The following is a 22,762-nucleotide window of genomic DNA, read 5'->3' as shown; positions in this document are numbered from 1 at the left end:
TGTGTCCGGGTATTTTCTCGGACAAGATGTGTCCGAGTTTGATGGGCGGCGCGGCCACGTAGTGGTCCATGCGCCGTATCCAGGCATGCAGGCATGCAGGCATGCAGGCATGCAGGCATGCAGGCATGCAGGCAGGCGCCATGCGCACATGCGGGCGTCTATGCGCACCATTCCGACGGAAGGCAAGTCATGAAGTTCGCGGTCATCGGCGGTACCGGGCTGATCGGGTCCCAGGTCGTCAAGAATCTGAACGCCGCCGGGCACGAGGCGGTACCGCACGCGCTGTCCACCGGCGTCGACATCATCAGCGGTCAGGGGCTGGACGAGGCGGTGGCGGGAGCCGACGTCGTCGTCAACCTCACCAACTCCCCGTCCTTCGACGAAGCCTCCCCGGCCTTCTTCCAGACCTCGATGGACAACCTGCTGGCCGCGGCCCAGAAGGGCGGCGTCGGCCACTTCGTGATCCTCTCGATCGTCGGTGTGGACCAGGTGCCGGAGCTGGACTACTACCGGGCCAAGGCGCTCCAGGAGGAGATCCTCGCGGCCGGGCCGATCCCGTACTCGATCGTCCGGGCGACGCAGTTCATGGAGTTCATGGACGCCGTTCTGTCCTGGACAGCCGACGGCGACACCGTCCGGCTGCCCGCCACGCCGATCCAGCCGATCGCCGCCAAGGACGTGGCCGCGGCGGTGACGGAGGCCGCCGCGGGCGCCCCGCTGCGGGGCATTCGCAACGTCGCCGGGCCCGAGGTCTTCCCGCTGGACGAGCTGGGCCGCATCACCCTGGCCCGGAAGGGCGACCACCGCACCGTGGTCACCGACCCGGCAGCCGGGATGTTCGCCGTCGTCCAGGGGGACGTCCTCACGGACACGGGCGCCCAGCTGGCCCCGACCCGTTACGTCGACTGGCTCTCCTGACCCGAGCGCGGCACCCACGCGGTACTCGCGCGCGGCCTGGAGCAGCTGAACCTCCGCCCGCCCGGCGTTACGGCCCCGGCGGGCCCTTCGGTGCCTTCCGAGAGCTCTCCGAACATGGGCCGGAGGCGGGTCGCGAGCGTGGCGTCGGATCGCTGGAGTTCGTCCGTCACCGCGGTGAGGGTCGCGCCCAGGGCGCGATGAAGTTCCGGTTCGGTGAGTGAGCGTACGAGCGTCGTCTCCAGCGGCGTGGTGAGTTCGGCGGGCAGCCGATGGGCACCTTTCGCATACGTCGCGGGGTGGCCGAGCCGTAGACAGGCCAGCGTGATCACGTGGTCGCGCATGGCGCTGATCCAGTGCTCGGCCTGCCACAGGCGGCCGCGCTCAAGGGAGATCCGGGCGTGCAGCGCGTGGTGCCAGAGGAGCCCTGCGAGAGTGTCGGGATCGGGATCCGGGAAGGGTTCGAGTGGTTGTGCCTGGCCGAAGACCGTGCGCCACTGCGGGCCTCGGGGGCCGAACTCGGCCTCCGGCGCGAACGTCATATCGATCTCGAGCCAACTGGGCAGCAGGAATACGCGGATGGTTCGCGTGCCCGCAGGCAGATCGCAGTGGTGCTGGGCCCCGAGTTCCTCGTGGAGCCACCGTGTCCATCGGTTCAGCACTGGCGTGATGTCACCGCGGACGGCGAGGACGATATCGGTGTCCGACCAGCGGTCGTCGGCTCCGACGGCGTGTGAGCCGGTGAAGGCGATACCGACGACGGCGTCATCAAGCTCCGCCTCGGCGAGCAACTGATCACGGAGGCGGTTGCGGTCCTCGATGGTGAACATCACGGTTCTCTCCTTCGCGGCCCGGCTGTGGACCCCTGAGGCTTCGGGGGCGACGGCCGGTGCGGCCGTTGCCCGTGCCGTTGAGGGGGAGCAGGGACTCCAGGGTGGCGCCCCGCACCCAGGCGCCGAGGAGGTTCCGGTGCAGGGCGAGGATCTCGTGCCTCATCGCGAGCTTCTCCGCCTCCCGTGTGAAGGCGCAGGTGGCGACGAACACCGCGACATCCGCGCCGTGTTCGGCCTTCGCCGTGCCGAGGAACTTCTGCATATCGCCACTTGGCACGGTGCGATGGGGTGCGTAGTGCTTGCACTGGATCACCAGCAGGCGGCCGTCCGGCATGCGGCCGATGACGTCCGCGCCCAGGTCGCCCGACCTCCCGGAGACGACGACCTGGGTGCAGCCGTCCCGGCGGCACAGCTCCGCGACGTAACTCTCGAACCGCTGCCACGTCATGGCGTCCACCTCGGCCATGGACCGCTCACGTGCCGCGTTCTCCTCCTCGGTCTGCCAGGCCCGGTGTTGCGTCACGGTGCGCAGATGCGTTTTCCACAGCCACCAGCCGATGGTGCCGAGCAGGCCGGCGAGGACCACCCCGAGGACGTACGGCCATACCGTCTTCCAGGTCAGGGCCAGTGCGAGGGCCGCCACCGCGCCGCCGCTCCAGGCCGTGCGGCGCAGCCGCGCCCTCGCCCGCCGTAATGCTGCTTTACGCCGTCGTCGCTGTCGCTGTCGCTGCCGCCCTCGTACGGTCATTGATTGCGCCCCCCTGTCGACTCGTTTCCCTTACCCCCGCAGTGTCGGGAGCGGCGGGACGCCCCCGCAAGAGCGCCCCTCGCGCAGCGGCCGGGTCTGCCGTAGGCGAATCTGCTGCGGGCCGAGATTCCTTACGGAGCAGGCGAATTGGGTCGATGGTGAAAGGACCGCGGCGGTGTGGGTCGCGGTATTCACAGGGAGGTCCGATGGGAACATTCGTCACCGGCTGGGAGCCGGCAATGAGTCCGCGAGCCACGGAAGGGGATACGGCACCCACGCGGTTCGACGATCACCTCGCCGCACAGCTGCTGACCCAGCGCATCGTCTTTCTCGGCACACAGGTGGACGAGGTGTCCGCAAACCGGGTGTGTGCGCAAATGCTGCTGCTCTCGGCCGAGGATCCACGGTCGGACATCAGCCTCTACGTCAACAGTCCGGGCGGTTCGGTGACGGCGGGGCTGGCGATCTACGACACGATGCGGCTGATTCCGAACGACGTCTCCACGCTCGTCATGGGATTCGCCGCGAGCATGGGGCAGTTTCTGCTCACCGTGGGCACGACGGGAAAGCGCTACGCGCTGCCGAATTCCCGCATCATGATGCATCAGCCGTCCGCCGGTATCGGGGGGAGCACGGCCGATATCGCGATTCAGGCCGAGAATCTGGAATTCATGAAGCGGTCGATCGAGCGGATCACCGCGGAGCACACCGGACAGAGCGTGGAGACCATTTCGCGCGACGGTGACCGCGACCGGTGGTTCACACCGGAGCAGGCGAAGGAGTACGGAATGGTCGACCGGGTCGTGGAGTCGCTCGCGGACGTACGGCCCGCCGGTACGCGGCGCAGGATGGGGATCTGACATGGGGCAGTACACGATTCCGACGGTCGTCGAGCGCACCACGCAGGGGGAGCGGGCGTACGACATCTACAGCCGGCTGCTGTCCGAGCGGATCATCTTCCTCGGTACGGAGATCGACGACGGCGTCGCCAACGTCGTCATCGCGCAGCTGCTCCACCTCGAATCGTCGAGCCCGGAGCAGGAGGTCTCGATCTACATCAACTCACCGGGCGGCTCGTTCACCTCGCTGATGGCGATCTACGACACGATGACGTTCGTGTCCGCGCCCATCTCCACGTTCTGCGTGGGGCAGGCGGCCTCGACCGCGGCGGTGCTGCTGGCCGGGGGAGACCCCGGGCGGCGGTTCGCGCTGGAGCACGCCCGGGTGCTGCTGGGGCAGCCGGTGAGCGGGGGTCAGCAGGGGACGGTCTCGGACCTCAGCCTGCAGGCCAAGGAGATGCTCCGGATCCGCTCGCAGGTCGAGGAGGTGCTGGCACGCCATACGCCCCATGACGTCGCCACGCTCCGCGCCGATATGGACCGCGACAAGGTCTTCACGGCGGAGGAGGCGGTGGCGTACGGGCTCGCCGACGAGGTGCTGAGTCGGCGGATGGCCCGGGGATTCTGAGGGCTCGGTGGCTCGGTGGCTCGGTGGCTCGGTGGCTCAGGCGGCCAGGCGTACGTCGCCCTGCCGCCCCGCGTGCCGGGCCCCGCGGTCCGCGACGGACGTGACGGACGTGGCGGAAGTGGCGGAGGTGGCGGACGTGACGGACGTGAGGGACGTGACCGACATCGCCGCGCCGTCGCGCCGCCGCGGGCCGGAGACGAGCCGGATCAACTCGCCCTGGGCCATCGCGAGAAGGTCGGCCAGGCCCAGGCCGAGTGCGCGGGCGGCGGCCGCGAGAACCTCGGACGACGCCTCCTTACGGCCCCGTTCGAGCTCGGAGAGGTACGGCATCGAGATCCGCGCCGCCTCGGCCACGTCCTTGAGCGTGCGCTGCTGAGCGAGGCGCTCGCGCCGCAGCACGCCACCGACGACATCCCGCCACAAGGGCTCCTTCACCGGCTCCCGGCCGGCCCGCTCCGGTCCGCCAGGGGCACCCGGGGCGCCCGGAACGGCGGGCGTCGCCGGGGCGGGGGCGGCCGTGGGGGCTCCGCCCCCGGTGGTGGCTCCCGACCGGGGCACCGGGGCCGCGGTGGCCGGACGCAGGGGAATGACGCGGGCTCGGTTCGACGCGTGGCTGCTCACCCCCTCAGGGTAGGAGCGTCACGCCCGACGGGAAGGGGGCAACGCTCTGCCCTTGGCGAATCGCTCAAGCGTTCGGTGTGGGGCGGGTGGCGCGAACCGGACCGCGCACACCCCGCGCATCCCCGGCGAGGGGCCCCGTTGTCAGTGCCGGGCCCTAGCGTATGGCTGTCCTTATTCACGCTTGCTGGGCTGCTTGCGTAACTCGGACACGGCGGGGGCCGGACCCAACAGCGCGGGTCCGGCCCCCGGCGAAAAGACGGTTCGACCGCCCGGGGCCACGGGGCTGCGAGGTCACGGGGTCACGGGGCCGGGTCAGGAGGTGATCCGCAGCTCCGGCGGATAGCCGGTCCAGCGCAGTGGCGCGGGCAGGTGCGCCATGTCGTTGGAGAAGAGCACCGAGGGCGGTCGGCCGGGCGGGGGACAGCGGATGACGGTCAGCGCCGCGTTGCACTGGTTGAGGCCGAGCCAGCGCCACTTCGGGGCGTCGAGCACGGCCCGGACCAGCCAGCCGATGAGAAAGTTGTGCGTGACGACCAGCTCATGGCGGTCCTCGGGGCCGTCCACCGGGCCCGTGAAGCGCTCCTCGGCGGCACGGGCCAGCAGCGGGCCGCGGGCGCGCTCTTCGGGTGGGAAGCGATGGACGAATTCGAGCAGGAAGTCGGCGGAATCGGCGGGCAGTTCGTCGCGCCGGGGCGTGTACGGCACATAATCCCCGGCCGGTTCGCAGACATGGGCCGGTACGCCGTCGAGTCGGTCGCCGATCAGCCGGGCGGTCTCGGCCGCCCGGGGCAGCGGGCCGTGGTGGATCGCCGACAGCGGAACGCCCCGGAGCCGCTCGCCGAGCAGCGTGGCCTGGCGGCGGCCGGTGGGCGTGAGCCCTCCTTCGTCCGGCGTGGCCTCGCCATGGCGGGTCAGATAGAGATAGCGGGTGGCGTGAGCCGTGTGAGTCGTGTGGGTCGTTTGGGTCGCGGTCATGGTCCCTGTCCGTCGAGAGTCGTTGGAAGGGACGGCCGGTGGCGGGTGGCGGGTTCCGGCGGCGCAGCGGTACGGCCCGCTATCGCCTGTCCGGGGATCTGCGGTCGCCCTCGGGTGGGCGGGGCTCGTTCGGGGTCAGGCGGAAGACCGCGTCGGCCAGCTGGGCGCAGACGCGTTCGATCTGGCGGCGGGTGGTGTTGCGTTCGGTGATGATCGCGGACAGGAGCAGGGCCGTCAGGGCCGTCGAGCCGTTGAACGCCTGGAGGGTGACCATCCGGGCCGGGAGCGAGTGGTGGGAGAACGGGCCGGTGCCCTCCGCCGTCGAGGCGATCGCGAGGACCGTGACGATGAGCGAGCACGGGGCGGCGCCCGCGAGCTGGAAGCGCAGGGCGGCCCAGATCAGGAACGGGAAGACCAGGAAGAGCAGGCTGACGTCCGTCCGCATGGCCACCAGCGCGACGGCCGCCGTGCCCAGCAGCAGGGCCACCGCCTCCAGCAGGCGGTACGGGCCGACGCCCCGCGGGAGCCGGGCGCGGCGGAGCACCAGCAGTACGGGGGTGATCACCAGAACGCCCATCGCGTCGCCCGTCCACCACACCGACCAGGCGGTCCAGAAGTCAGCCGCCGCGAGCGCGCCCGACAGCAGGAGCGCGGCGGTGCCCACCGTGGCACTGATCAGTATGCCCGCCAGGGCGCCGAGGAAGACCAGGACCAGCGCGTCCCGCAGCCGGTCCACGGCGGGCCGGAAGCCCGCGCGCCGCAGCAGCAGATACGAGCAGACCGGGGCCAGGGTGTTGCCCGCCACGATCGCGAGGACGGCCAAGGGCGACGGGCCGATGGGGGCGTTGACCGCTACGGCGCCGAGGGCGATGCCCGGCCAGGCCATCGGGCCCAGCGTCAGCAGACAGGCCAGGGCGATGCCGGTCGGCGGCCACAGCGGGGTGACCTGACCGCGCACCAGCTCCTGAAGCAGTCCGATCCTGGCGCCCGCGTAGTAGAGGGCGGCGACGGTCACGAGCCGCAGCGCGGTGGCGCCGTGGCGCCGGAGGCTGTTGTTCCGCCGGATCCCCGTGTCGCGCGCCACAGCCGCCATCAGACTACGGGCGCCCTCGGACGGCGCCGCTGACACGCGGCCACCGGGGCCGGGCTCGCCCGTACGCAGCACGGCACGCGCACGATTTCATCAGGTTCCTCCGTGGGTACTCCGCCGTTCACGGAGGAACCTGATGGACGGAAACACCCAGGGCTACGCGGCAAGGTGGGCTCGAACGTCACCCGGTGGTCTTACGCCCTCGGCACCAGCCGGGTTCAGACCTGCCCGGTGGAGCATCACGCGGGCGGAGTTGTTGTCTCCGGGAGAGACGGCTCCGGCACGCGGTGCAGGTATAGGTGCGCTCGGACAGCGGCAGTGCGTGCTTGGTTCTCGCTCCGCACGATGCGCGGTCCATGGTGGTGTGCGCGGGACGCACGAGGTGGATGTCCCGCCCGTGCTTGCGGCCCGTCTCGATCAGAGCCTTAATCCTTCACCTCCTGAAGGTCCCTCTCAGCTCTCCCGTGGTGGGCGCTGGAGCGCCCAGCGGCAATCCGTCTTCTCCTGTGCCGCTACCCGTGACACCGATTCCTCCCCGGCCTGAAGGCCGTGGCATCCTCCGGGAATCCCGGTGAACTACCCCTGGAACCCCCGCCACACGGATGACCCCGCGCTCGCGATACGACCCCTCCCCGGGTCGTATCGCGGGCACGCATATGCGCATCGGGCTTGCCCACCCGAAGCGGGAGACGTCACCGTTGTCCCCCACGGGCACGCGCCGCGCGCCCGTATTCGACTGGGACCGGAGGTGCCATGGGACCGATCGTTCCACCCCTCGTTCCACCGTACGAAACCGTCGGCGACGGGCCGCACCATGTGATGGCGGTGCACGGCTGGTTCTCGGACCGGGCCGCGTACGCCGCGATGCTGCCGCACGTCGACCGGCGCGGGTTCACCTATGTGCTGCCCGACCTGCGCGGCTACGGCGAGGCGCGCGATATCCCGGGCGCGTACACCACCGGTGAGGCCGGGGGCGATCTGCTCGCGCTCGCCGATCACCTCGGCTGGGAGCGGTTCTCGCTCATCGGCCACTCGATGGGCGCGGCCGTCGTCCAGCGCGTCGTGGCGGCCGCCCCGGACCGGGTCCGGCGGTTGGTCGGGGTCGCGCCGGTGCCGGCCAGCGGGGTGCCGATGGAGGGCGAGCAGTGGCAGCTGTTCGCGGCCGCCGCCGACCGTCCGGAGAACCGCCGGGAGATCATCGACCGTACCACCGGTGGCCGCCACCCGGCCGCCTGGCTGGATCTGATGGTGCGGCACTCACTGGAGCACAGCGACCCCAAGGCGCTGCGCGCGTGGCTGGACTCCTGGGCGCTGGAGGACTTCCACGAGGACATAGCCGGTGCCCAGGTGCCGGTCCGGATCGTGGTCGGCGCCCACGACCCCGCGCTCACGGCGGAGCTGATGCGGCAGACCTGGCTGCGCTGGTACGTCAACGCCGAACTGGTGGAGCTGGAGTACGCCGGGCACTACCCGGCCGATGAGACACCGCAGGAACTCGTACGGGCCGTGGAGGACTTCATCACGGCCGACGCGTAGCCGCCGGTGAGGAGTCGGAGGCGGGCCCGGACGGATCGCCGGAGGGCGAGGGGAAGGCCGGTGTGGCGGGTGAGGCGGAGGCACCGCTGGTGTGCTTCCCCTCGCTCCGCTGGTACTTCTCCTCGCTCTCCTGGTACTTGGGCAGCAACTCCTTCAAGATCTTGTCGACATACTCCTGCGTCTCGAGGATCTTCGGGATGCCGCGCGCCCGGAGCACCGCGTTCGGCCCCGCGTTGTACGCCGCGAGCGCGAGCCGGGTCGCCCCGAGCCCGGCCTTGCCGCCCGGGACCACCTTGACCACCTCGTACAGATGGCACATGTAGCGGGCCTGTGAGGGGATGGCGTCGCGGGGCTCCCAGACGTCCGCCTTGCCGTCGCCGTCGCCGTCCTTGCCCCACTCCTTCCAGGTGACCGGGGAGAACTGCGAAATGCCCTGGGCGTGCCCGGAGTCCGCGTCCCGGCGCCAGCCGCTCTCCGCGTCGATCTGGGCGGCCAGCAGCGGCACGCTCAGCGGGGAGCAGGTGCGGACCGCCGCCTCCACGACGGGGCGCCTGGCATCGGGGATCACCGGCAGCTCGGGCTCCGAGGGCTCGGTGAGATGCCGTACGACCAGGACCGCGGCGACGACCAGGGCGAGGCCGGCGAGGAACGCGGCGACCATCCCGGCGGCGCGGGTCAGCATGCCGGAACCGGCACGATGGGGGTACGCATGCAGGGACCGTAGCCGGTATCGCGGGCCGATAAGTAATCGTTCGCCGACACGGCCCTACCGTGCCTGGTGGGCGCCGGGCAGCGGCTGCCCGGCCGGACCCGCGGGGAGCGGTCCCGTCTCACCCTCACCGGGCCGCTTCATCACATACGCCGCACCGGCGCCCGCCCCGAACAGCGCGAGCACCGAGACCGCCGTGCCGAGCCAGGTGGCGCCGAGCCACTGGCCGCCGACATAGCCGAGGGCCACGCTGTACGCCGCCCAGGCGAGCCCGGCCACCGCCGACCACGGCAGGAATTCCTTCACCCTCCGGTGGGCCGCGCCCGCGCTCAGGCTGACGACCGAGCGTCCCGCGGGCGCGAAGCGGGCTATCACCACGAGCGGGCCGCCGCCGCGCACCAGCGCGGTGCCCAACTTCTCCTGGGCGGAGGTGAGTCGGCGGGAGCGGGCGATGGCGCGGTCGAGCCGGTCGCTGCCGCGCCAGGCCAGCCGGTAGGCGACCATGTCCCCGAGGACGGAGGCGGTCGCGGCGCACAGCACCAGCGCGAACATGGCGGGGAAGTCGGCCGCGCCGGCCTGGCGCACCACGCCGACGGCGTCAACGGTGGTGCCGGCGGCCGCGGTGGCGGCGGTGATGACCAGAACCCCACTGGGCAGAACGGGCAGAAAGACATCGAGCAGGACGGATGCCCCGATCACCGCATAAATCCATGGGGTGTTGGTCAGCGACCCCAAATGTTCCAACAACGTACTACTCCCGATCCCGGTCCCCCCGCTGCGCATGTCGCCGGGAAGCGGCAGGCGTCAGCCTGTTACAGCCATACAGCGTACGCCTGTGACTGAAGAGGATATCGGTAAGGGGTGTGATGATGTTGTTCGAATCACGCCATGCGGGGCGTTCGGCCCCGCATGGCGCGATGGGTGACGTGATGTCGAATGCGCGGAACCGACGGCTGGACGAGGGTGACGTCCGGCTGCCGTCCGTCCGGTCGCGGTCCGTCAGACCCGGGACGGCTCGGGCCGCGCCTCCGGCGCCGCCTCGCTCGCGCGGGGTGAGCCGAATATCCGGTCCAGTGCCCAGGGGCCGGGGCCGGTGAAGACGATCAGCAGCAGGGTCCAGCAGAACATCGCGGCGGGCTCGCCGCCGTTCTGAATGGGCCACAGCTTCTCGGGCTGGTGCTCGTGGAAGTACGCGTAGGCCATCGAGCCCGAGGAGATGAAGGCCGCGCTGCGGCTGCCGACGCCGAGCATCACCAGCGCGCCGCCGACGAGCTGGATGACGGCCGCGTACCAGCCCGGCCAGGTGCCGGCCTCGACGGTCTTGCCGGTGCCCATCATGCCGCCGAACCAGCCGAGCAGCGACGAGGCGCCGTGGCAGAAGAAGAGCAGTCCGACGACGATGCGGAAGAGGGAGAGGACATACGGTCTGGCGCTGTCGAGCGCCTCACCGAGGGTGCGGGGGGTGGGGGAAGAAGGCATGGGAGGGAGGCTCCTTGCTCCTGGGGACGGGGAATAGCGGAACGCCAGGTTAGGTTCCCCTCACCTTTTGTTGCAAGTTCAAGTTCCTGCCAATGTGGGTGCCCCGGAAGCCCCTTCCTGACCCCCTGAACCCGCTCCTCGGAGCCCCACGGCGCACATCGGGGCACCTTCCTGTCGGGGCTCCCGCGCGGTCGTCACGCGCAGCACCGCCCGTGCCACGGCGTCCGTGTCGCAGAGGGTGACGGAGTTCACGCCCGGCCGCGCGCCCGCGGCCGTCACCCAGTGGACCCCCTCGGTCGGCACCCCGAGGGCGAACCGCCGCGGATGCGGGCGGCCCTGGGCGTCCACCAGCCGGTAGGGCGCGGTGGTGACATCGAGGCCGCCGGTCTCATAGCCCTCCACCCGGTGCGGACGGCCCTGCCCGGTCTCCAGCAGATGGATCAGCAACTCATCGGCGGTCCGGCGCACATCGGGCTCCGGCAGCCGCGCCTCGATCAGGGTCGTGGCCGCCACCGGCGGACCCGGCACCTCGGCCGACCGCGCGGCGAAACCGGCCTCGTCTCCCCCTTGGTCTGGACTTTCCAAGGTCACTTCAAGCCGTGGGCCGAGGATGTCCAGGACGCCCGCCTCGATCAGCGCGGCCATCTCCTCGATCCGGCGGCGCGGCGGGCCGATCGAGAGGAAGGCGTTGAGCGGGGTGTACCAGCGGTCCAGATGGGCGCGGCGGGACGCGCCTGTCAGCCCGCCGTGGTCGACGATCAGGCGCACCTCGTTGCGGAGGTCGCGCAGTACGTCGAGGGCGGCCTTGACCGGGCCCTCGACATTGCCCAGCCGTGCGTGTGCCGCGTCCTGGTGGGCGTAGGCCAGCAGCCACCGCCGGAATTCGTCACGCCCCGTGAACCGGCGTCCGCGGTACGGCTGGGCCACCGCGTCCCAGGACCAGCGCTCCGCCTCCGGAATGCCGTACTCCGCGAGCACGGCGGCCTCTTCGGGGCTGCCGTGCTCGGTGGCCAAAAAGTGACGCCTGAAGCGTGCTGGGGTGAAGGGGGCCGGGGCTCCGGAGCCGGACTCGGGGGCCTCCGAGGCCTCCAGGGTCTCCGGGGCGGCCGGGGCATGGGTGTCGGGGGCGCGGAGGGTCAGCAGCGCCTCGTAGTAGACCGTCTCGGCCTCCTTGGCGACGAGTGGCCATATCTCGCTGAGGAAGTCCGGCGGATCGCCGGCGTCCGCGCGCTTGCGGAAGCGGCCGAGCACATCGGGGGTCAGCAGCAGCGGGGTGTGGCGGCCGCACGGCCCCTTCGCGTTGTCGCCCCGCGCGTGGTACGGGATGCCGCGCCGCGACCCCGCGTACAGCCGTGGCTCGAGCCCCGAGGGCCGGTAGACCAGGTCGCCGCGGCCGTTCGGGGCGAATGTGCCGCCCCGGCCCGCCGTCAGCAGCGCCATGTGGTCGAAGAAGTTGAGGCCGAGGCCGCGCAGCAGCACCGGCTCGCCCGGCGCGATGAGCGACAAGTCGACATCGGCGGGGTTGGCGGGCGGGTAGTAGCGCAGCCCGTACCGCTCCGCGTGGGCCGCGTACCGCCGCTCGGTGGCGTCGGTGGCCGCCGGGAGATGGCCCTGCGCCAGGACGACCGCGCGCAGCCCCTCCAGGCGGCTCCCGTCGTCCAGCGTCAGCACCTGCGTGCCGTCGGCCCGTTCCTCCAGCCGTACGGCGCGGGCCCGGTGCGTCCGGACGGTCACGGTGTCCGGCGCGCCCCGCACCACCTCGCCGAACACCCACTCCAGATAGCGGCCGTAGAGCGCGCGGCTGGGGTAGTCGTCCGGGCCGAGGCCGGGCGCCAGCCCGCGCGCGGTGACCCATTCGTACAGACTCGGCCCGGTCCGCACCGGTCCGCCGCATTCGACGCTCGCATCGGTGAACAGGGTGACCTGCGAGGTCACGGTGTTCATCAGCAACTCGTCCGGCTGGGCGGTGCGCCAGACCCGTCCCGCGCCGGGCGGGGAGGGGTCCACCATGTGCACCGTCAGCGGGGTGCCGGACGCCAGTTCCGGGGCCGAGGCGCACAGGCGCTCCAGCACGCTGGTGCCGCGCGGCCCGGCGCCGACGACGGCTATCGCGTGGGGGTCTCCGGCCAAGGCTGTATCTCCCGGGGCAGATGTGACGCAGGATGCGCGCCCATCATGCCGCCCGCTCCACGCGAATCGACCCGGTCTCCGGAACATGCCGCTTCGTTGTGGCCTGTATCACGGACGTACGCCGACATCACGTGATGTACGGCGCGGAACGGTGCCCAAGGGACGGCGCTCGACGGGGGGCGGATCTTTCCCCTCCCCGCCCCTTCCCGCTACCAGGTGCTTCGCCCCTGGACCCCTGGGTCTGGGGCGGAGCCCCCACGCGGCGGAGCCGCACGTCGACGCTGCGGGGGAAGGGGCGGGGAGGGGAGCAGTCCGCCGCGGGCGTCAGGATCCGCCGGGCACCCCTTGGCCCGCCCAGTCCGTCTCCAGCGCCGTCACCAGCCTTGCGCCGCCGCCCGAGGGGTCCGACTGCGCCTGGTCCAGCCGCAGATGCGCGGTACGGCCCCGGAGGGTCAGCGTCATCAGCTGGTTGCCGAACCAGGGCCCACCCGTCTTGTGCCAGCTCAAGCGGGGGTGCGGCACCCGGCCATGGCGCCGGAACGCCCGGCCAAGGGCGCGGCCAGCCGCGCTCCAGCCGAAGCGGAAGCCGAGCCGTATCGAGGCGTAGATGCTGTTGTGGACCGGGGAGCAGGTCAATTGGCGCACCTGGCTGCGGGGCGGCCGGGACGGCCACCGCGACCAGTCCGGGGTGGCCACATAGGCGTGGTGCACATCGCCGGAGAGCACGCTGATCGTGGCGGGCGCCCCCGGCGCGCCGCCCACCGTGGCGATGGTGTCGGTGAGCGCGTCGAAGGACTCGGGGAACGCGGCCCAGTGCTCCAAGTCGCCGCGCTGCCGCAGGTCCTCGGCGATCCGCGCCCAGCGCCCACCGCGTCTGCCGCCGCACACCGAGGCGTTCCACGCCTCCACGTCATGCACGAAGTGCGGCAGCAGCCAGGGCAGCGAGGTGCCGAGCAGCAGATGGTCGTAGCTGCCGGAGGTCTCGGTCTCCTCCGGGCCGGGGAGGCCGGGCGCGCCGCCCACGCCCTCCATGGCCTGCTCGCGCACCCAGGCGAGCTCCTTGTCGGTCAGCATCGCCCGCCGGCCCTCCTCGAGCACCCGCGCCGCGCGGGTGTCGACCATCAGCAGCCGGGTGCGGCCGAAGTCGCGGCGGTAGCTCCAGCGGGTGTACCCCGGATCGGCGTCGGCGCGGGCGGCGAACTCCCGCAGCGCCTCGGTGCCGTCCTCCGCCGCGCGTACCTCCGCGTAGAGCGGGTCGGCGGCCAGTTCGGCGGGGGAGAGGTTGCCCAGGTGCTGATGGACCCAGTAGGACATCAGCCCGCTCAGTATCCGCTCCCGCCACCACGGGGTGGCGCGCATCCGGCGCTGCCACGCCTCGCTGGTGTTCCAGTCGTCGATGACATCGTGGTCGTCGAAGATCATGCAGCTGGGGACGGTGGAGAGCAGCCAGCGCACCTCGGGGTCCAGCCAGGACTCGTAGTAGAGCCGGGTGTACTCCTCGTAGTCCGCCACCTGCTCACCCGGCGGCTCGCTCAGATCGCGGCGCTCGGCCAGCCAGCGGCGGGTCTCGGTGGAGGTCTCGTCCGCGTACACCTGGTCGCCCAGCAGTACGAGCACATCGGGGCGCGGGGCCTCCGGGGCGCGGGCGAGCGCCTGCGCGAGGGTGTCCAGCGCGTCGGGCCCCACGGGGTCGTGCGAGGCGTCGGAGGGCGGCGCGGCCCACCGGCAGGAGCCGAAGGCCACGCGCACGGGCGCGGGGTCCGTGGGGTCGGCCCCCGGGGCCGGGGTGCGGATGGTGCTGTCGGGGAACGGGGAATCCGGCAGCGGCCAGACCTGCTCACCGTCCAGCAGCACCCGGTAGGCGGTCTCGCCGCCCGGCCGCAGCCCGGAGACCGGGATCAGGGCGTAGTGATGGTCCGCGATCCGCCAGGTGCGGGCGGTGCCGCCCGCGCCGTCGGCGCACCGCACCTCGGCCTCACAGGGCCGGTCGGCCTCTACCCAGACGGTCGCGCCGGCGCCGGTCTCCCAGTCGACATGGCGCAGCAGTGGTCCCAGGCGCAGCCCGGCCATCCGGACCTCCTCCGTCGTTCTTCGATGTGCTCGTCATGCGTACGGTACGGAACGACGGAGGAGGTGCGGCGGTTCCTCCGGCCGGTGCGCCGGATGGAGCGGTGTTTCGGAGCGGTGCCTCGGAGCGGTGTCTCAGCAGCCGTTGAGGATGCCGCTGAGCGCGGACTTCTCGGCCGAGTCGAGGGTGAGCTTGTAGGTGTACTTCACCGAGACCCACATGCGGGCGTACATGCAGTGGTAGGCGCTCCGGGGCGGCAGCCACTCGGCGGGGTCCTGGTCGCCCTTGGACTGGTTGACGTTGTCCGTCACGGCGATGAGCTGGGAGTGGGTCAGGTCGTTGGCGAACGACTGGCGCTGGGCGGTGGTCCAGCTGTTGGCGCCGGACTTCCACGCCTCGGAGAGCGGCACGACGTGGTCGATGTCCACGTCGCCGGAGGCGGACCAGGTCGCGCCGTCGTACTCGGAGTACCAGGTGCCGCTGGTGGCCGCACAGCTGGAGTCGGTCTGGACGTTCTTGCCGTCGCGCTTGAGGACTTCCTCGCGGGTGTTGCAGGCGCCGCTCTGGGTGATCCAGTGCGGGAACTTGTCGCGGCTGTAACCGTCCGACGAGCCTTCGGACTTGACGGTCAGCGAGGCCAGCTGGGTACGGGCGGTGGCGGCGCTGGGCGGGGTGGGCGGGGAAGCCTCGGCTGCGGGCCCGCTCAGCACGAGTGTGCCCAGCAGGGCGACGAACCCGCCGAAGACGGAGGCGCGACGCGCGTAGACGCGACGGCGAGTAGACGTGTCCGACATGCGAACTCCCTTGAGGGTGGGGGGTTATTGGCCCCTGGTGCCCGGCCATGGTCGCGGCGCCGGGTTGCTGTGGGGTGGGCGCCAGGTAACAGGGTGACGACGCGGTCATGTCAACGCAAGGGGTTCCGGGAGGCAGTTGGTGCCACGCATCCGCCTCGGCGCGGCGGTCGCGCGTTCGCGATGCGGCTGTGTGCCGTGTGCGCCCGCGCTCGCCGCTCTGGCATCGCCGCCGGTCAACGCCGCGCCCGGCGCGGCGCCCGCGGCTCCGCCGCCCGGCGCGCGCACAAGCCGCCCGTGAACCGGGCGCGCGAGCGCCAATGTCGCTCCGGGCGGCCTGAGTGCGCCCAGCGGACCGCGCCGCCCGCGGCGCGCTGCTCCCCTACCCGCCCCTCCCCAAACCCGGGGCTACGCCCCAGACCCCCGCCGGGGCTGCGCCCCCAGCCTCCGCTGGGGCTGCGCCTCAGGCCTCCGCTAGGGCTGCGCCCCGGACTTCTGCTGGGGCTGCGCCCCCAGCCCCCGCTGGGGCTGCGCCTCAGGCCTCCGCTGGGGCCGCGCCCCGGTCCTCTGCTGGGGCTCCGCCTCGCACCCGCTGGGGCTCTGCCCCAGCTCCTGCCGGGGCTCCCCCCGGACCTCCGCTGGGGCTGTGCCTCAGGCCTCCGCTGGGGCTGCGCCCCGGTCCTCCGCTGGGGGTGTGCCCCGGACCTTCGCCGGGGCTGCGCCTCAGGCCTCCGCTGGGGCTGCGCCCCGGTCCTCTGCTGGGGCTGCGCCTCCAGGCCCCGCTGGGGCTCTGCCCCAGCTCCTGCCGGGGCTCCCCCCGGACCTCCGCTGGGGCTGCGCCTCCAGGCCCCCGCTGGGGCTGCGGCCCAGACCTTCGCCGGGGCTGCGCCCCAGGCCTCCGCCGGGGTCGCGCCCCAGACCCCCGCCGGGGCTCCGCCTCGCACCCGCTAGGGCTCTGCCCCAGACCCCGGGGTGCGGGGCGGAGCCCCTGGCATGCCCCTGGCTGCCGCCCGGCAGGGGCGAACCGGGGCAGCCGAACTCGCCGTTGAGACCTGACGACAACGCAGCGGACGGGCCGAAGTGGTACGGCCCGGCGCGGCGCCGCGCGCGCCCGGACAGGGCGCGGCTGGGCCGCGTCACTCGAAGCCGCCGCCAGGGCGACGCGAGACCCCCCAAGGCACGCGGAGCCCGGCCACCCTGCCCACACGTCGCCAGACGAGCCTGAGAGGCGGCGTAACCGGGGCGACGGCGGTGGGCAGCGGCCCGCCCGGCGGGGCCGCAGCCGCGGGGGATCGGGGGCGCTGGCACCGCGATGAGCCGGGACGTGCGCGCTCCCGCCGGGACGGAAGTTCGCGGCCGCCGTCGCGGCGACCGTGCGCCGGACGGGCGGCCCGGGACCGCCGTTCTGCAGTGGCCCGGCTGGGGCCTACCGTTCTGCAGTGGCCTGGCCGGGGGCGCCGTTCCGTAGCGGCCTGGCTGGAGCCGCCGTGCCGCAGTGGCCCGGCCGGAGGCGGCCTTCCGTAGCAGCCCGGCCGAAGCCACCGTCCCCCAGCGACCTGGCCGGGGGGCGGCGTTCCCCAGCGGCCTGGCCAGGGGCGACGTTCCGTGCGGCCCGGCCGGAGGCGGCCTTCCGTAGCAGCCTAGCCGGGGCCGCCGTTCCCCAGCGACCTGGCCAGGGGCGGCGTTCCACAGTGGCCCGGCGAGGGACGGCCTTCCGCAGCAGCCCGGCCGGGGCCACCGTCCCCCAGCAGCTCGGCCGGGGCCGTCGCGGGGCGGGCCCCGCGTCATCCCTCAGCTGTGGCCCAATTCCTCCGGGGGCATGTCCGGCTCGACGGAGCCGCTTGTGCGGTCCGGGTGGAGGGGGAGGGGTTCGACGATGGTTTCGTCGACTACGGGTGGGGCCGGGCGGGGGGGCTTGGGCATGACGGCGGCCTCGGAGTGGGCGCCGCAGCCGTAGGAGAGGGAGACGACGCGGCCGTCCGCCGGGCTGAACTCGTTCGCGCAGACCCCGAACGCCTGTCCCAGCGAGCCGCCGAGGGCCACCAGGAAGCCGCAGCTCGCGCAGGTGCCGGGGGCCGCCTGGGCCATGGGGGTCTTGGGGCCGTACGCCTCGTCCCAGCGGTCGGCCGCGTCGTGGAGGCCGTAGCGGGACAGCACCCGGGCGCGCCGCATGCCCAGTTCCTCGGCGACGGCCGCGATTGAGCCGGTCGTAGGCGCGGCGGTCTGCGCCGCGGGGGCGCCGGCCGTCACATCGGCCTCCTCCACCGCCGCGAGCTGCTGCATCTCCTCCGAGACCGCGGAGTTGGGCGGCGGGGCGTCCTCGCCCGAGTAGCCGGGTTCCAGGCGCAGGTCCTCGGCCTCGGTGGGGAGCAGATCGCCCGGCCCCATGTCGCCGGGGCGCAGCCGCTCGCTCCAGGGCACCCATTCCGGCGCGAGCAGCGCGTCGGGGCCGGGGAGCAGTACCGTCTCGTCCAGGGTGATGGCCTTCGCGCGGGAGGCGCGGGTCACCGTGACCGCCCAGCGCCAGCCGCGATAGCCCGGCTCGGGGCTCTCGAAGAGATGCGTGACCACGCGGTCGCCCTCGGCGACAGCGCCCAGATACTCGCCCACCTGCCCCGGATGGGCGGCTTCCGTGGCCGCCTCGCGGGCGAGTTCGACCGCCTCGGCGCACAGGCGGTCGGGGGTACGGCTTCGCATCGCACTCACAGGATCGATTCTCTCTTCCACGCCGTCGCAGCCGTCTGACCTGGTGCGCCAGCCGTACGGCCGTCGCGGGACCGCGGACGGAGCGGACCATGGGGCCGCGTCGACGTCCGCGCCCATCCGGCCTTCGGGCGCACCTTGTACGTCCCATTCTGCGGGATGGCTACTCGGCACACGGCCAGGAACGACCCTCGGTGGCGCGGTTACGCACGCTACCTTGTCCGGCCGCACCGGCCCTACCCCCGTCTCATCCCCACCTCCGGCCGCGGCGCCGTACGCCCCCTCCCCTCCCGCCCCCGCGAAAGCGCATTTCCGCTGGACAGCGGGGTGTTGCCGATCTCCGCCGACGGCGCCGCCATCCGGAAAGCCGTCGAAGGTCTGACGCTTCGGCCGCGTTGGCTGCACCATGGTCAGGTGGCAGGAACGCGGTGGTACAGCGGCGGCTCGACCGGGAGGTCGGGCCGCTGGGTCGTCCACGCGCTCCGTCTCCCCTTCGCGCTCCGCCTCCCTTTCACCGCGGCCGGGCGGGGCATCCGCCGGGCCACCCACGCCCACGGCGCCGGCGAGTCGGGGCTCGGCAAGCTGATCGAACTGCACGCGGTGAACTCCGCGGGCGACATGCTGATCACCGTCGCCCTCGCCTCCACGATCTTCTTCTCGGTCCCGACCGACGAGGCCCGCGGCCGGGTCGCGCTCTACCTGGTCATCACCATGGCGCCGTTCGCGCTGCTCGCCCCCGTCATCGGCCCGTTCCTGGACCGCATTCCGCACGGCCGCCGCGCGGCGATGGCGGGCGCGATGCTGACCCGCGTGGTGCTCGCGCTGACGATGGCGGGCGCGGTGGCGGGCGGCGGGCTCGAGCTGTATCCGGCGGCGCTGGGCGTGCTGGTGGCGTCCAAGGCGTACGGAGTCGTCCGTTCCGCCGTCGTGCCACGGCTGCTCCCACCCCACTTCTCCCTGGTCAAGGCGAATTCACGGGTCACCCTGGCAGGGCTGCTCGCCACCGGTGCGGCGGCCCCGCTGGGGGCCGGGCTGCATCAGATCGGGCCGAGCTGGCCGCTGTACGGGGCGTCCGCGATCTTCCTGCTGGGCGGATTCCTGTCGTTCACCCTGCCGCACAAGGTGGACTCCTCGAAGGGCGAGGCCAGGGCGCAGCTGACCTCGGGACAGCGCCATCTGCATCTGCCGGTCACAGTGCGCAAACCCAAGGCCAGGGTGGGTGGGGCCAGGACCGCCCCGGCGGTCGGCGGGGACAGGACCGTCTTCTCCCGGACCGTCTTCTCCCGGACCGTCTTCTCCCGGATCGCCTTCTGGAGGCGCCGGTCCCGGCGGCCCGGCCTCAGTACGGTCGGCCCCTCCGTGCTGCACGCCCTCCAGGCGTGCGCCGCGCTGAAGACCCTGTCCGGGTTCCTCACCCTCTTCCTCGCCTTCCTCCTCCGCGACCAGCCGCTGGGCGGGCTCGGCCCCGAGATCTCGCTCGGCCTGGCCGCGGTCTGCGCGGGCGGCGGCAACGCGCTGGGCACCGCGATCGGCGCCTGGCTGCGGGCGCGCGGCCCGGAGCTGATCATCGCGGTGGTGCTGAGCTCCGCCCTGGGCGTGCTCATCGTGTCGGCGGCCCTCTACGGCGCGGTGACGGTGGCCGCCGTGGCCGCCACCGCCGGGATCTCCCAGGCGCTGGGCAAGCTGTCGCTGGACGCGCTGATCCAGCGTGACGTCCCGGAGGACGTCCGCACCTCGGCGTTCTCGCGCTCCGAGACGACGCTCCAGATGGCGTGGGTCGTCGGCGGCGCCATCGGCATCGTGCTGCCGCTCCACGGGGTGCTGGGGATGGCGGTCGCCGCGGCGGTGATCGCGCTGGGCACGGCGCTGAGCGTCCGCGGACTGCTGAGCGCCTCCCGGCAGGGGGCGCCGTATCCGCGGGTGGCGTGAGTTCTGGGACCTACGGGTGGCGTGAGGTCCAGGAGCTACCGGAGGAGTTCCCGGAGCTACCGGAGGAGTTCTGGGAACTACCGGAGGCGTGAGTCCCGAGCCGCACCCGAGCCCGGCGGGGACCGTCGTCGGCGAGTCGTCCCCGCGCGTGAGGCGGTCCGGTAGTTTTGGGCAGGAAATAATTAAGGCCTGCGGAGTCGTACCCGCGCGTGAGGCGATCGGTGGGGCCAGATAGCCTGCCCGCATGACCGCTGCGCTGTTTTCCAGGGGCAAGGGCCGCCGCGCCGTCACCGCCGCCTGTGCTGTGTCCCTCGGGCTCGTCGCCCTCTCCGCCTGCGACAAGCCGACCCCGCTGGCAACGGTGACGGTCGGTTCGAACACCGTGACGGCCGAGGCGAGCAACGGCTGCTACGGCGACGGCAAGGACCTGAGCTCGAAGAAGTTCAAGGACTGCCTGTCCGCCAAGCCCGAGAAGACGATCAAGGTGACCCCTGGGGACAAGGTGCGGATCGGGGTGGACCCCGAGATCGCCAAGTCCAGCTGGGGCCTGATCGCCAACAACCCGGTCATGGCCGAGGCGAGCAAGGAGACGTACCGCAGCTTCGACAGCGAAACGCTCTTCGCCCGGCAGAACCCGCAGACCGGCCAGACCACGCTCGAGAAGAAGGTCACGATCACGGTCGCCGAGCTCGGCAAGAGCAGCCAGGGTGTCAAGGGCATCTGGCGCTTCACTCTGGAACGGGACTCCTGACGGGACGCTTGACGGGGCCTGGTCCTACCGGGCCACCGGCCGCGCCGCCGTGACAGGGTTGTGTGTGACAAGGGGGGACAAGGGGGAGTCACCCATGCGCGTACTGATCGTCACGGCCGTACCCGCCGAGCGGGACGCCGTCGTACGGGGCGTCGGCGCCATGGCCCCCGAGCTGGCCGAACTCCCCGTCCCCGGCGGGGTGCTCCACCGGCTGAGCCCGGCGCCGCCCACCGGGCCACCGCTCACCGTGGACGTCCTGGCCGCCGGAGTCGGCCCGGCGGCCGCGGCGGCCGGAACCGCCGCCGCCCTGACCGCGGCCGCGGTCGCCCGCACCCCCTACGACCTCGCCGTGTCGGCCGGTATCGGCGGCGGCTTCACCACCGCGCGCCCCGTAGCCGCGGGGTCCGCCGCCGCGGTGCCCGCCACCACAGCGCCCTCCACCGCGCGGCCCGCCGCCGCGCTGCCCGCCGCCGCGCGCCTCGGCTCCGTCGTCGTCGCCGACGCCATCGTCGCCGCCGACCTGGGCGCCGAGACCCCCGACGGCTTCGCCGCCGTCACCGACTTGGGCTTCGGAACCGTCGAACACCTCCCGCCCGCCCCGCTCGTCGCCGCCGTCGCCGAGGCGACGGACGCCGTGCGCGGCACCGTGCTCACCGTGTCGACCGTGACCGGGAGCGCCGAACGGGCCGCCGAGCTGCTGCGCCGCCATCCGCGCGCCGTCGCCGAGGCCATGGAGGGCTTCGGCGTCGCGGAGGCCGCCGCGGCCCAGTCCGTGCCCGCTCTGGAAGTACGGACGGTCTCCAACGCCGTCGGACCGCGCGACCGCGCGGCCTGGCGGATCGGGGAGGCGCTCGAGGCGCTCACGGGCGCCTTCACGACCATCGCCCCCCTCCTCGGCACCTGGACCTTTGACCCGGAAGGAACCCGGCAGTGACTGAGCCCCTGAGCGATCCCCTGCGCGATCCCCTGACTGAGCCTTTGAAGATCGCCTACTCCCCGTGCCCCAACGACACGTTCGTCTTCCACGCCTGGGCCCACGGCCGCGTCCCCGGCGCGCCCGCGCTCGATGTCACCTTCGCGGACATCGACATCACCAACGGGATGGCCGAGCGCGGTGAGTTCGACGTACTGAAGGTGTCGTACGCCGTACTGCCGTGGGTGCTGGACGACTACGCGCTGCTGCCCTGCGGCGGCGCGCTCGGCCGCGGCTGCGGTCCGCTGGTGCTCACGCGGCGGCCCGGCGAGGGGCAGCAGCTCACCGGCAAGGACCTGGCGGGGAAGACGGTCGCGGTGCCGAGCGAGCGTTCGACCGCGTATCTGCTCTTCCGGCTGTGGGCCGCCGCCGAGGTGCCGGGCGGGGTCGGCGAGATCAAGGTGCTGCCGTTCCACGCGATCATGCCCGCGGTGCGGGACGGCGAGGTCGACGCCGGGCTCGTCATCCACGAGGCCCGGTTCACCTATCAGAATTACGGACTGCGCTGCCTGGCTGACATGGGCGAGCACTGGGAGCAGACCACCGGACTCCCGATCCCGCTCGGCGCGATCATCGCCAAGCGCTCACTGGGCGCCGAGCGGCTGCGCGAGCTCGCCGACGCCGCCCGGACGTCGGTACGGATGGCCTGGGACGACCCGGAGGCGTCGCGGGCGTATGTCCTGGCCCACGCCCAGGAGATGGACCCGGCCGTCGCCGATCAGCACATCGGGTTGTACGTCAACGAGTTCACCGCCGACCTCGGCGAGAGCGGCTACGCCGCGGTCCGCGGGCTGCTGACCCGCGCGGCGGCCGAGGGGCTGGTACCGCCCCTCGGCCCCGGGGCGCTGGACGCGGTCTGACGCTTCGGCAAACGGTCTGGCCCTTCGGCAAGTGGTCACACGCTTGGCAAGCGGTCCGACGCTTCGGCAAGCGGTCACACGCCAAGCGGGGGGGGGGGGTGTGTGCACAAGCCGGGGCTCGCGGCGGAGGCTGTTTGTGGGTGTGTGTGTTTGTGTGTGTGGGGGGGCGCGACCGCGGGCTGAC

Annotated in this window: 20 protein-coding genes and 1 pseudogene; 8 read left to right on the top strand and 13 right to left on the bottom strand. The window is 72.6% G+C overall.

Annotation, left to right across the window (positions count from 1 at the left end):
• Window positions 1-189 precede the first annotated feature (189 nt).
• Window positions 190-918 carry an SDR family oxidoreductase gene (locus ACFXB5_RS07395; protein ID WP_385203599.1) on the top strand — a complete coding sequence of 243 codons (729 nt, stop codon included), beginning with the start codon at window positions 190-192 and terminating at the stop codon, window positions 916-918.
• Here the strand turns inward: ACFXB5_RS07395 and ACFXB5_RS07390 are convergent.
• On the bottom strand, window positions 897-1,745 hold the full coding sequence (locus ACFXB5_RS07390; RefSeq protein ID WP_385203597.1) for a hypothetical protein: 849 nt from the start codon (window positions 1,743-1,745) through the stop codon (window positions 897-899). The genes ACFXB5_RS07395 and ACFXB5_RS07390 overlap by 22 nt on opposite strands.
• The gene (locus ACFXB5_RS07385) at window positions 1,711-2,391 is read right to left on the bottom strand and encodes a restriction endonuclease (protein ID WP_385203595.1); all 681 of its coding nucleotides are present in this window, start codon (window positions 2,389-2,391) and stop codon (window positions 1,711-1,713) included. Before ACFXB5_RS07385 ends, ACFXB5_RS07390 begins: the two co-directional genes overlap by 35 nt.
• Before the next feature lie 311 nt (window positions 2,392-2,702).
• On the opposite strand from ACFXB5_RS07385, the gene ACFXB5_RS07380 reads away from it, so the two are divergent.
• The gene (locus ACFXB5_RS07380; RefSeq protein WP_385203592.1) at window positions 2,703-3,356 is read left to right on the top strand and encodes a ClpP family protease; all 654 of its coding nucleotides are present in this window, start codon (window positions 2,703-2,705) and stop codon (window positions 3,354-3,356) included.
• A 1-nt stretch (window position 3,357) separates the two neighbouring features.
• Entirely contained in the window at window positions 3,358-3,963 is a 606-nt protein-coding gene (locus tag ACFXB5_RS07375; protein WP_385203590.1) for a ClpP family protease, read from the top strand.
• Window positions 3,964-3,999: 36 nt separating this feature from the next.
• Here the strand turns inward: ACFXB5_RS07375 and ACFXB5_RS07370 are convergent, their stop codons facing one another.
• The 4 genes and pseudogenes from ACFXB5_RS07370 to ACFXB5_RS07355 form a co-directional block, all read right to left on the bottom strand.
• Window positions 4,000-4,584 (bottom strand): helix-turn-helix domain-containing protein, encoded by a 585-nt coding sequence (locus ACFXB5_RS07370; RefSeq protein WP_385203587.1) that lies wholly within the window; start codon window positions 4,582-4,584, stop codon window positions 4,000-4,002.
• A 312-nt stretch (window positions 4,585-4,896) separates the two neighbouring features.
• On the bottom strand, window positions 4,897-5,559 hold the full coding sequence (locus ACFXB5_RS07365; protein WP_385203584.1) for a histidine phosphatase family protein: 663 nt from the start codon (window positions 5,557-5,559) through the stop codon (window positions 4,897-4,899).
• A 79-nt stretch (window positions 5,560-5,638) separates the two neighbouring features.
• Window positions 5,639-6,652 carry an MASE1 domain-containing protein gene (locus ACFXB5_RS07360; RefSeq protein WP_385203581.1) on the bottom strand — a complete coding sequence of 338 codons (1,014 nt, stop codon included), beginning with the start codon at window positions 6,650-6,652 and terminating at the stop codon, window positions 5,639-5,641.
• Between the two features lie 153 nt (window positions 6,653-6,805).
• Window positions 6,806-7,073: pseudogene (locus ACFXB5_RS07355) on the bottom strand (zinc ribbon domain-containing protein); the annotation flags it as partial.
• 329 nt (window positions 7,074-7,402) lie between these two features.
• On the opposite strand from ACFXB5_RS07355, the gene ACFXB5_RS07350 reads away from it, so the two are divergent.
• On the top strand, window positions 7,403-8,185 hold the full coding sequence (locus tag ACFXB5_RS07350) for an alpha/beta fold hydrolase (RefSeq protein ID WP_385203579.1): 783 nt from the start codon (window positions 7,403-7,405) through the stop codon (window positions 8,183-8,185).
• On the opposite strand, the gene ACFXB5_RS07345 is transcribed toward ACFXB5_RS07350, so the two are convergent.
• The 7 genes from ACFXB5_RS07345 to ACFXB5_RS07315 form a co-directional block, all read right to left on the bottom strand.
• A complete protein-coding gene (locus tag ACFXB5_RS07345; protein ID WP_385203577.1) occupies window positions 8,169-8,867 on the bottom strand; it encodes a lytic transglycosylase domain-containing protein in 699 nt (232 codons plus the stop codon). The genes ACFXB5_RS07350 and ACFXB5_RS07345 overlap by 17 nt on opposite strands.
• A gap of 84 nt (window positions 8,868-8,951) precedes the next feature.
• Window positions 8,952-9,641 carry a DedA family protein gene (locus ACFXB5_RS07340; RefSeq protein ID WP_385203575.1) on the bottom strand — a complete coding sequence of 230 codons (690 nt, stop codon included), beginning with the start codon at window positions 9,639-9,641 and terminating at the stop codon, window positions 8,952-8,954.
• Window positions 9,642-9,893: 252 nt separating this feature from the next.
• Window positions 9,894-10,373 (bottom strand): DoxX family protein, encoded by a 480-nt coding sequence (locus tag ACFXB5_RS07335; protein ID WP_385203572.1) that lies wholly within the window; start codon window positions 10,371-10,373, stop codon window positions 9,894-9,896.
• Window positions 10,374-10,451: 78 nt separating this feature from the next.
• Complete coding sequence (locus tag ACFXB5_RS07330; RefSeq protein WP_385203570.1) at window positions 10,452-12,503, bottom strand: FAD/NAD(P)-binding protein; 2,052 nt, start codon at window positions 12,501-12,503, stop codon at window positions 10,452-10,454.
• A gap of 324 nt (window positions 12,504-12,827) precedes the next feature.
• Window positions 12,828-14,573: an alkaline phosphatase D family protein gene (locus tag ACFXB5_RS07325; protein WP_385203567.1), complete on the bottom strand. Its 1,746-nt coding sequence runs from the start codon at window positions 14,571-14,573 to the stop codon at window positions 12,828-12,830.
• A 132-nt stretch (window positions 14,574-14,705) separates the two neighbouring features.
• The gene (locus tag ACFXB5_RS07320; RefSeq protein ID WP_385203564.1) at window positions 14,706-15,365 is read right to left on the bottom strand and encodes an HNH endonuclease family protein; all 660 of its coding nucleotides are present in this window, start codon (window positions 15,363-15,365) and stop codon (window positions 14,706-14,708) included.
• Between the two features lie 1,788 nt (window positions 15,366-17,153).
• Complete coding sequence (locus ACFXB5_RS07315) at window positions 17,154-18,059, bottom strand: DUF3027 domain-containing protein (RefSeq protein WP_385203630.1); 906 nt, start codon at window positions 18,057-18,059, stop codon at window positions 17,154-17,156.
• 420 nt (window positions 18,060-18,479) lie between these two features.
• Here ACFXB5_RS07315 and ACFXB5_RS07310 point away from each other — a divergent pair, with 420 nt between their 5' ends.
• The 4 genes from ACFXB5_RS07310 to ACFXB5_RS07295 all read left to right on the top strand — a co-directional run bounded on the left by ACFXB5_RS07310 (window position 18,480) and on the right by ACFXB5_RS07295 (window position 22,578).
• Window positions 18,480-19,994, top strand: coding sequence for an MFS transporter (locus ACFXB5_RS07310; protein ID WP_385203562.1), 1,515 nt, complete (start codon window positions 18,480-18,482; stop codon window positions 19,992-19,994).
• Window positions 19,995-20,238: 244 nt separating this feature from the next.
• On the top strand, window positions 20,239-20,745 hold the full coding sequence (locus tag ACFXB5_RS07305) for a hypothetical protein (protein WP_385203559.1): 507 nt from the start codon (window positions 20,239-20,241) through the stop codon (window positions 20,743-20,745).
• Window positions 20,746-20,839: 94 nt separating this feature from the next.
• Entirely contained in the window at window positions 20,840-21,679 is an 840-nt protein-coding gene (gene mqnB, locus ACFXB5_RS07300; RefSeq protein WP_385203557.1) for a futalosine hydrolase, read from the top strand.
• 32 nt (window positions 21,680-21,711) lie between these two features.
• Window positions 21,712-22,578, top strand: a complete 867-nt coding sequence (locus ACFXB5_RS07295; RefSeq protein WP_385203627.1) for a 1,4-dihydroxy-6-naphthoate synthase — start codon at window positions 21,712-21,714, stop codon at window positions 22,576-22,578.
• Window positions 22,579-22,762 lie beyond the last annotated feature (184 nt).

This window comes from Streptomyces sp. NPDC059455, from assembly GCF_042750115.1.
In the GTDB taxonomy this organism is placed as follows: Bacteria; Actinomycetota; Actinomycetes; order Streptomycetales; family Streptomycetaceae; genus Streptomyces; species Streptomyces endocoffeicus.
This window is presented reverse-complemented; position numbering and strand designations above follow the sequence as displayed.

Coding starts and splice junctions, on each gene's coding strand:
- ACFXB5_RS07395 (WP_385203599.1), top strand. CDS start 190: ATGAAGTTCGCGGTCATCGGCGGTACCGGGCTGATCGGGTCCCAGGTC.
- ACFXB5_RS07390 (WP_385203597.1), bottom strand. CDS start 1,745: ATGTTCACCATCGAGGACCGCAACCGCCTCCGTGATCAGTTGCTCGCC.
- ACFXB5_RS07380 (WP_385203592.1), top strand. CDS start 2,703: ATGGGAACATTCGTCACCGGCTGGGAGCCGGCAATGAGTCCGCGAGCC.
- ACFXB5_RS07375 (WP_385203590.1), top strand. CDS start 3,358: ATGGGGCAGTACACGATTCCGACGGTCGTCGAGCGCACCACGCAGGGG.
- ACFXB5_RS07365 (WP_385203584.1), bottom strand. CDS start 5,559: ATGACCGCGACCCAAACGACCCACACGACTCACACGGCTCACGCCACC.
- ACFXB5_RS07360 (WP_385203581.1), bottom strand. CDS start 6,652: ATGGCGGCTGTGGCGCGCGACACGGGGATCCGGCGGAACAACAGCCTC.
- ACFXB5_RS07350 (WP_385203579.1), top strand. CDS start 7,403: ATGGGACCGATCGTTCCACCCCTCGTTCCACCGTACGAAACCGTCGGC.
- ACFXB5_RS07345 (WP_385203577.1), bottom strand. CDS start 8,867: ATGCTGACCCGCGCCGCCGGGATGGTCGCCGCGTTCCTCGCCGGCCTC.
- ACFXB5_RS07335 (WP_385203572.1), bottom strand. CDS start 10,373: ATGCCTTCTTCCCCCACCCCCCGCACCCTCGGTGAGGCGCTCGACAGC.
- ACFXB5_RS07325 (WP_385203567.1), bottom strand. CDS start 14,573: ATGGCCGGGCTGCGCCTGGGACCACTGCTGCGCCATGTCGACTGGGAG.
- ACFXB5_RS07320 (WP_385203564.1), bottom strand. CDS start 15,365: ATGTCGGACACGTCTACTCGCCGTCGCGTCTACGCGCGTCGCGCCTCC.
- ACFXB5_RS07315 (WP_385203630.1), bottom strand. CDS start 18,059: ATGCGAAGCCGTACCCCCGACCGCCTGTGCGCCGAGGCGGTCGAACTC.
- ACFXB5_RS07305 (WP_385203559.1), top strand. CDS start 20,239: ATGACCGCTGCGCTGTTTTCCAGGGGCAAGGGCCGCCGCGCCGTCACC.
- mqnB (WP_385203557.1), top strand. CDS start 20,840: ATGCGCGTACTGATCGTCACGGCCGTACCCGCCGAGCGGGACGCCGTC.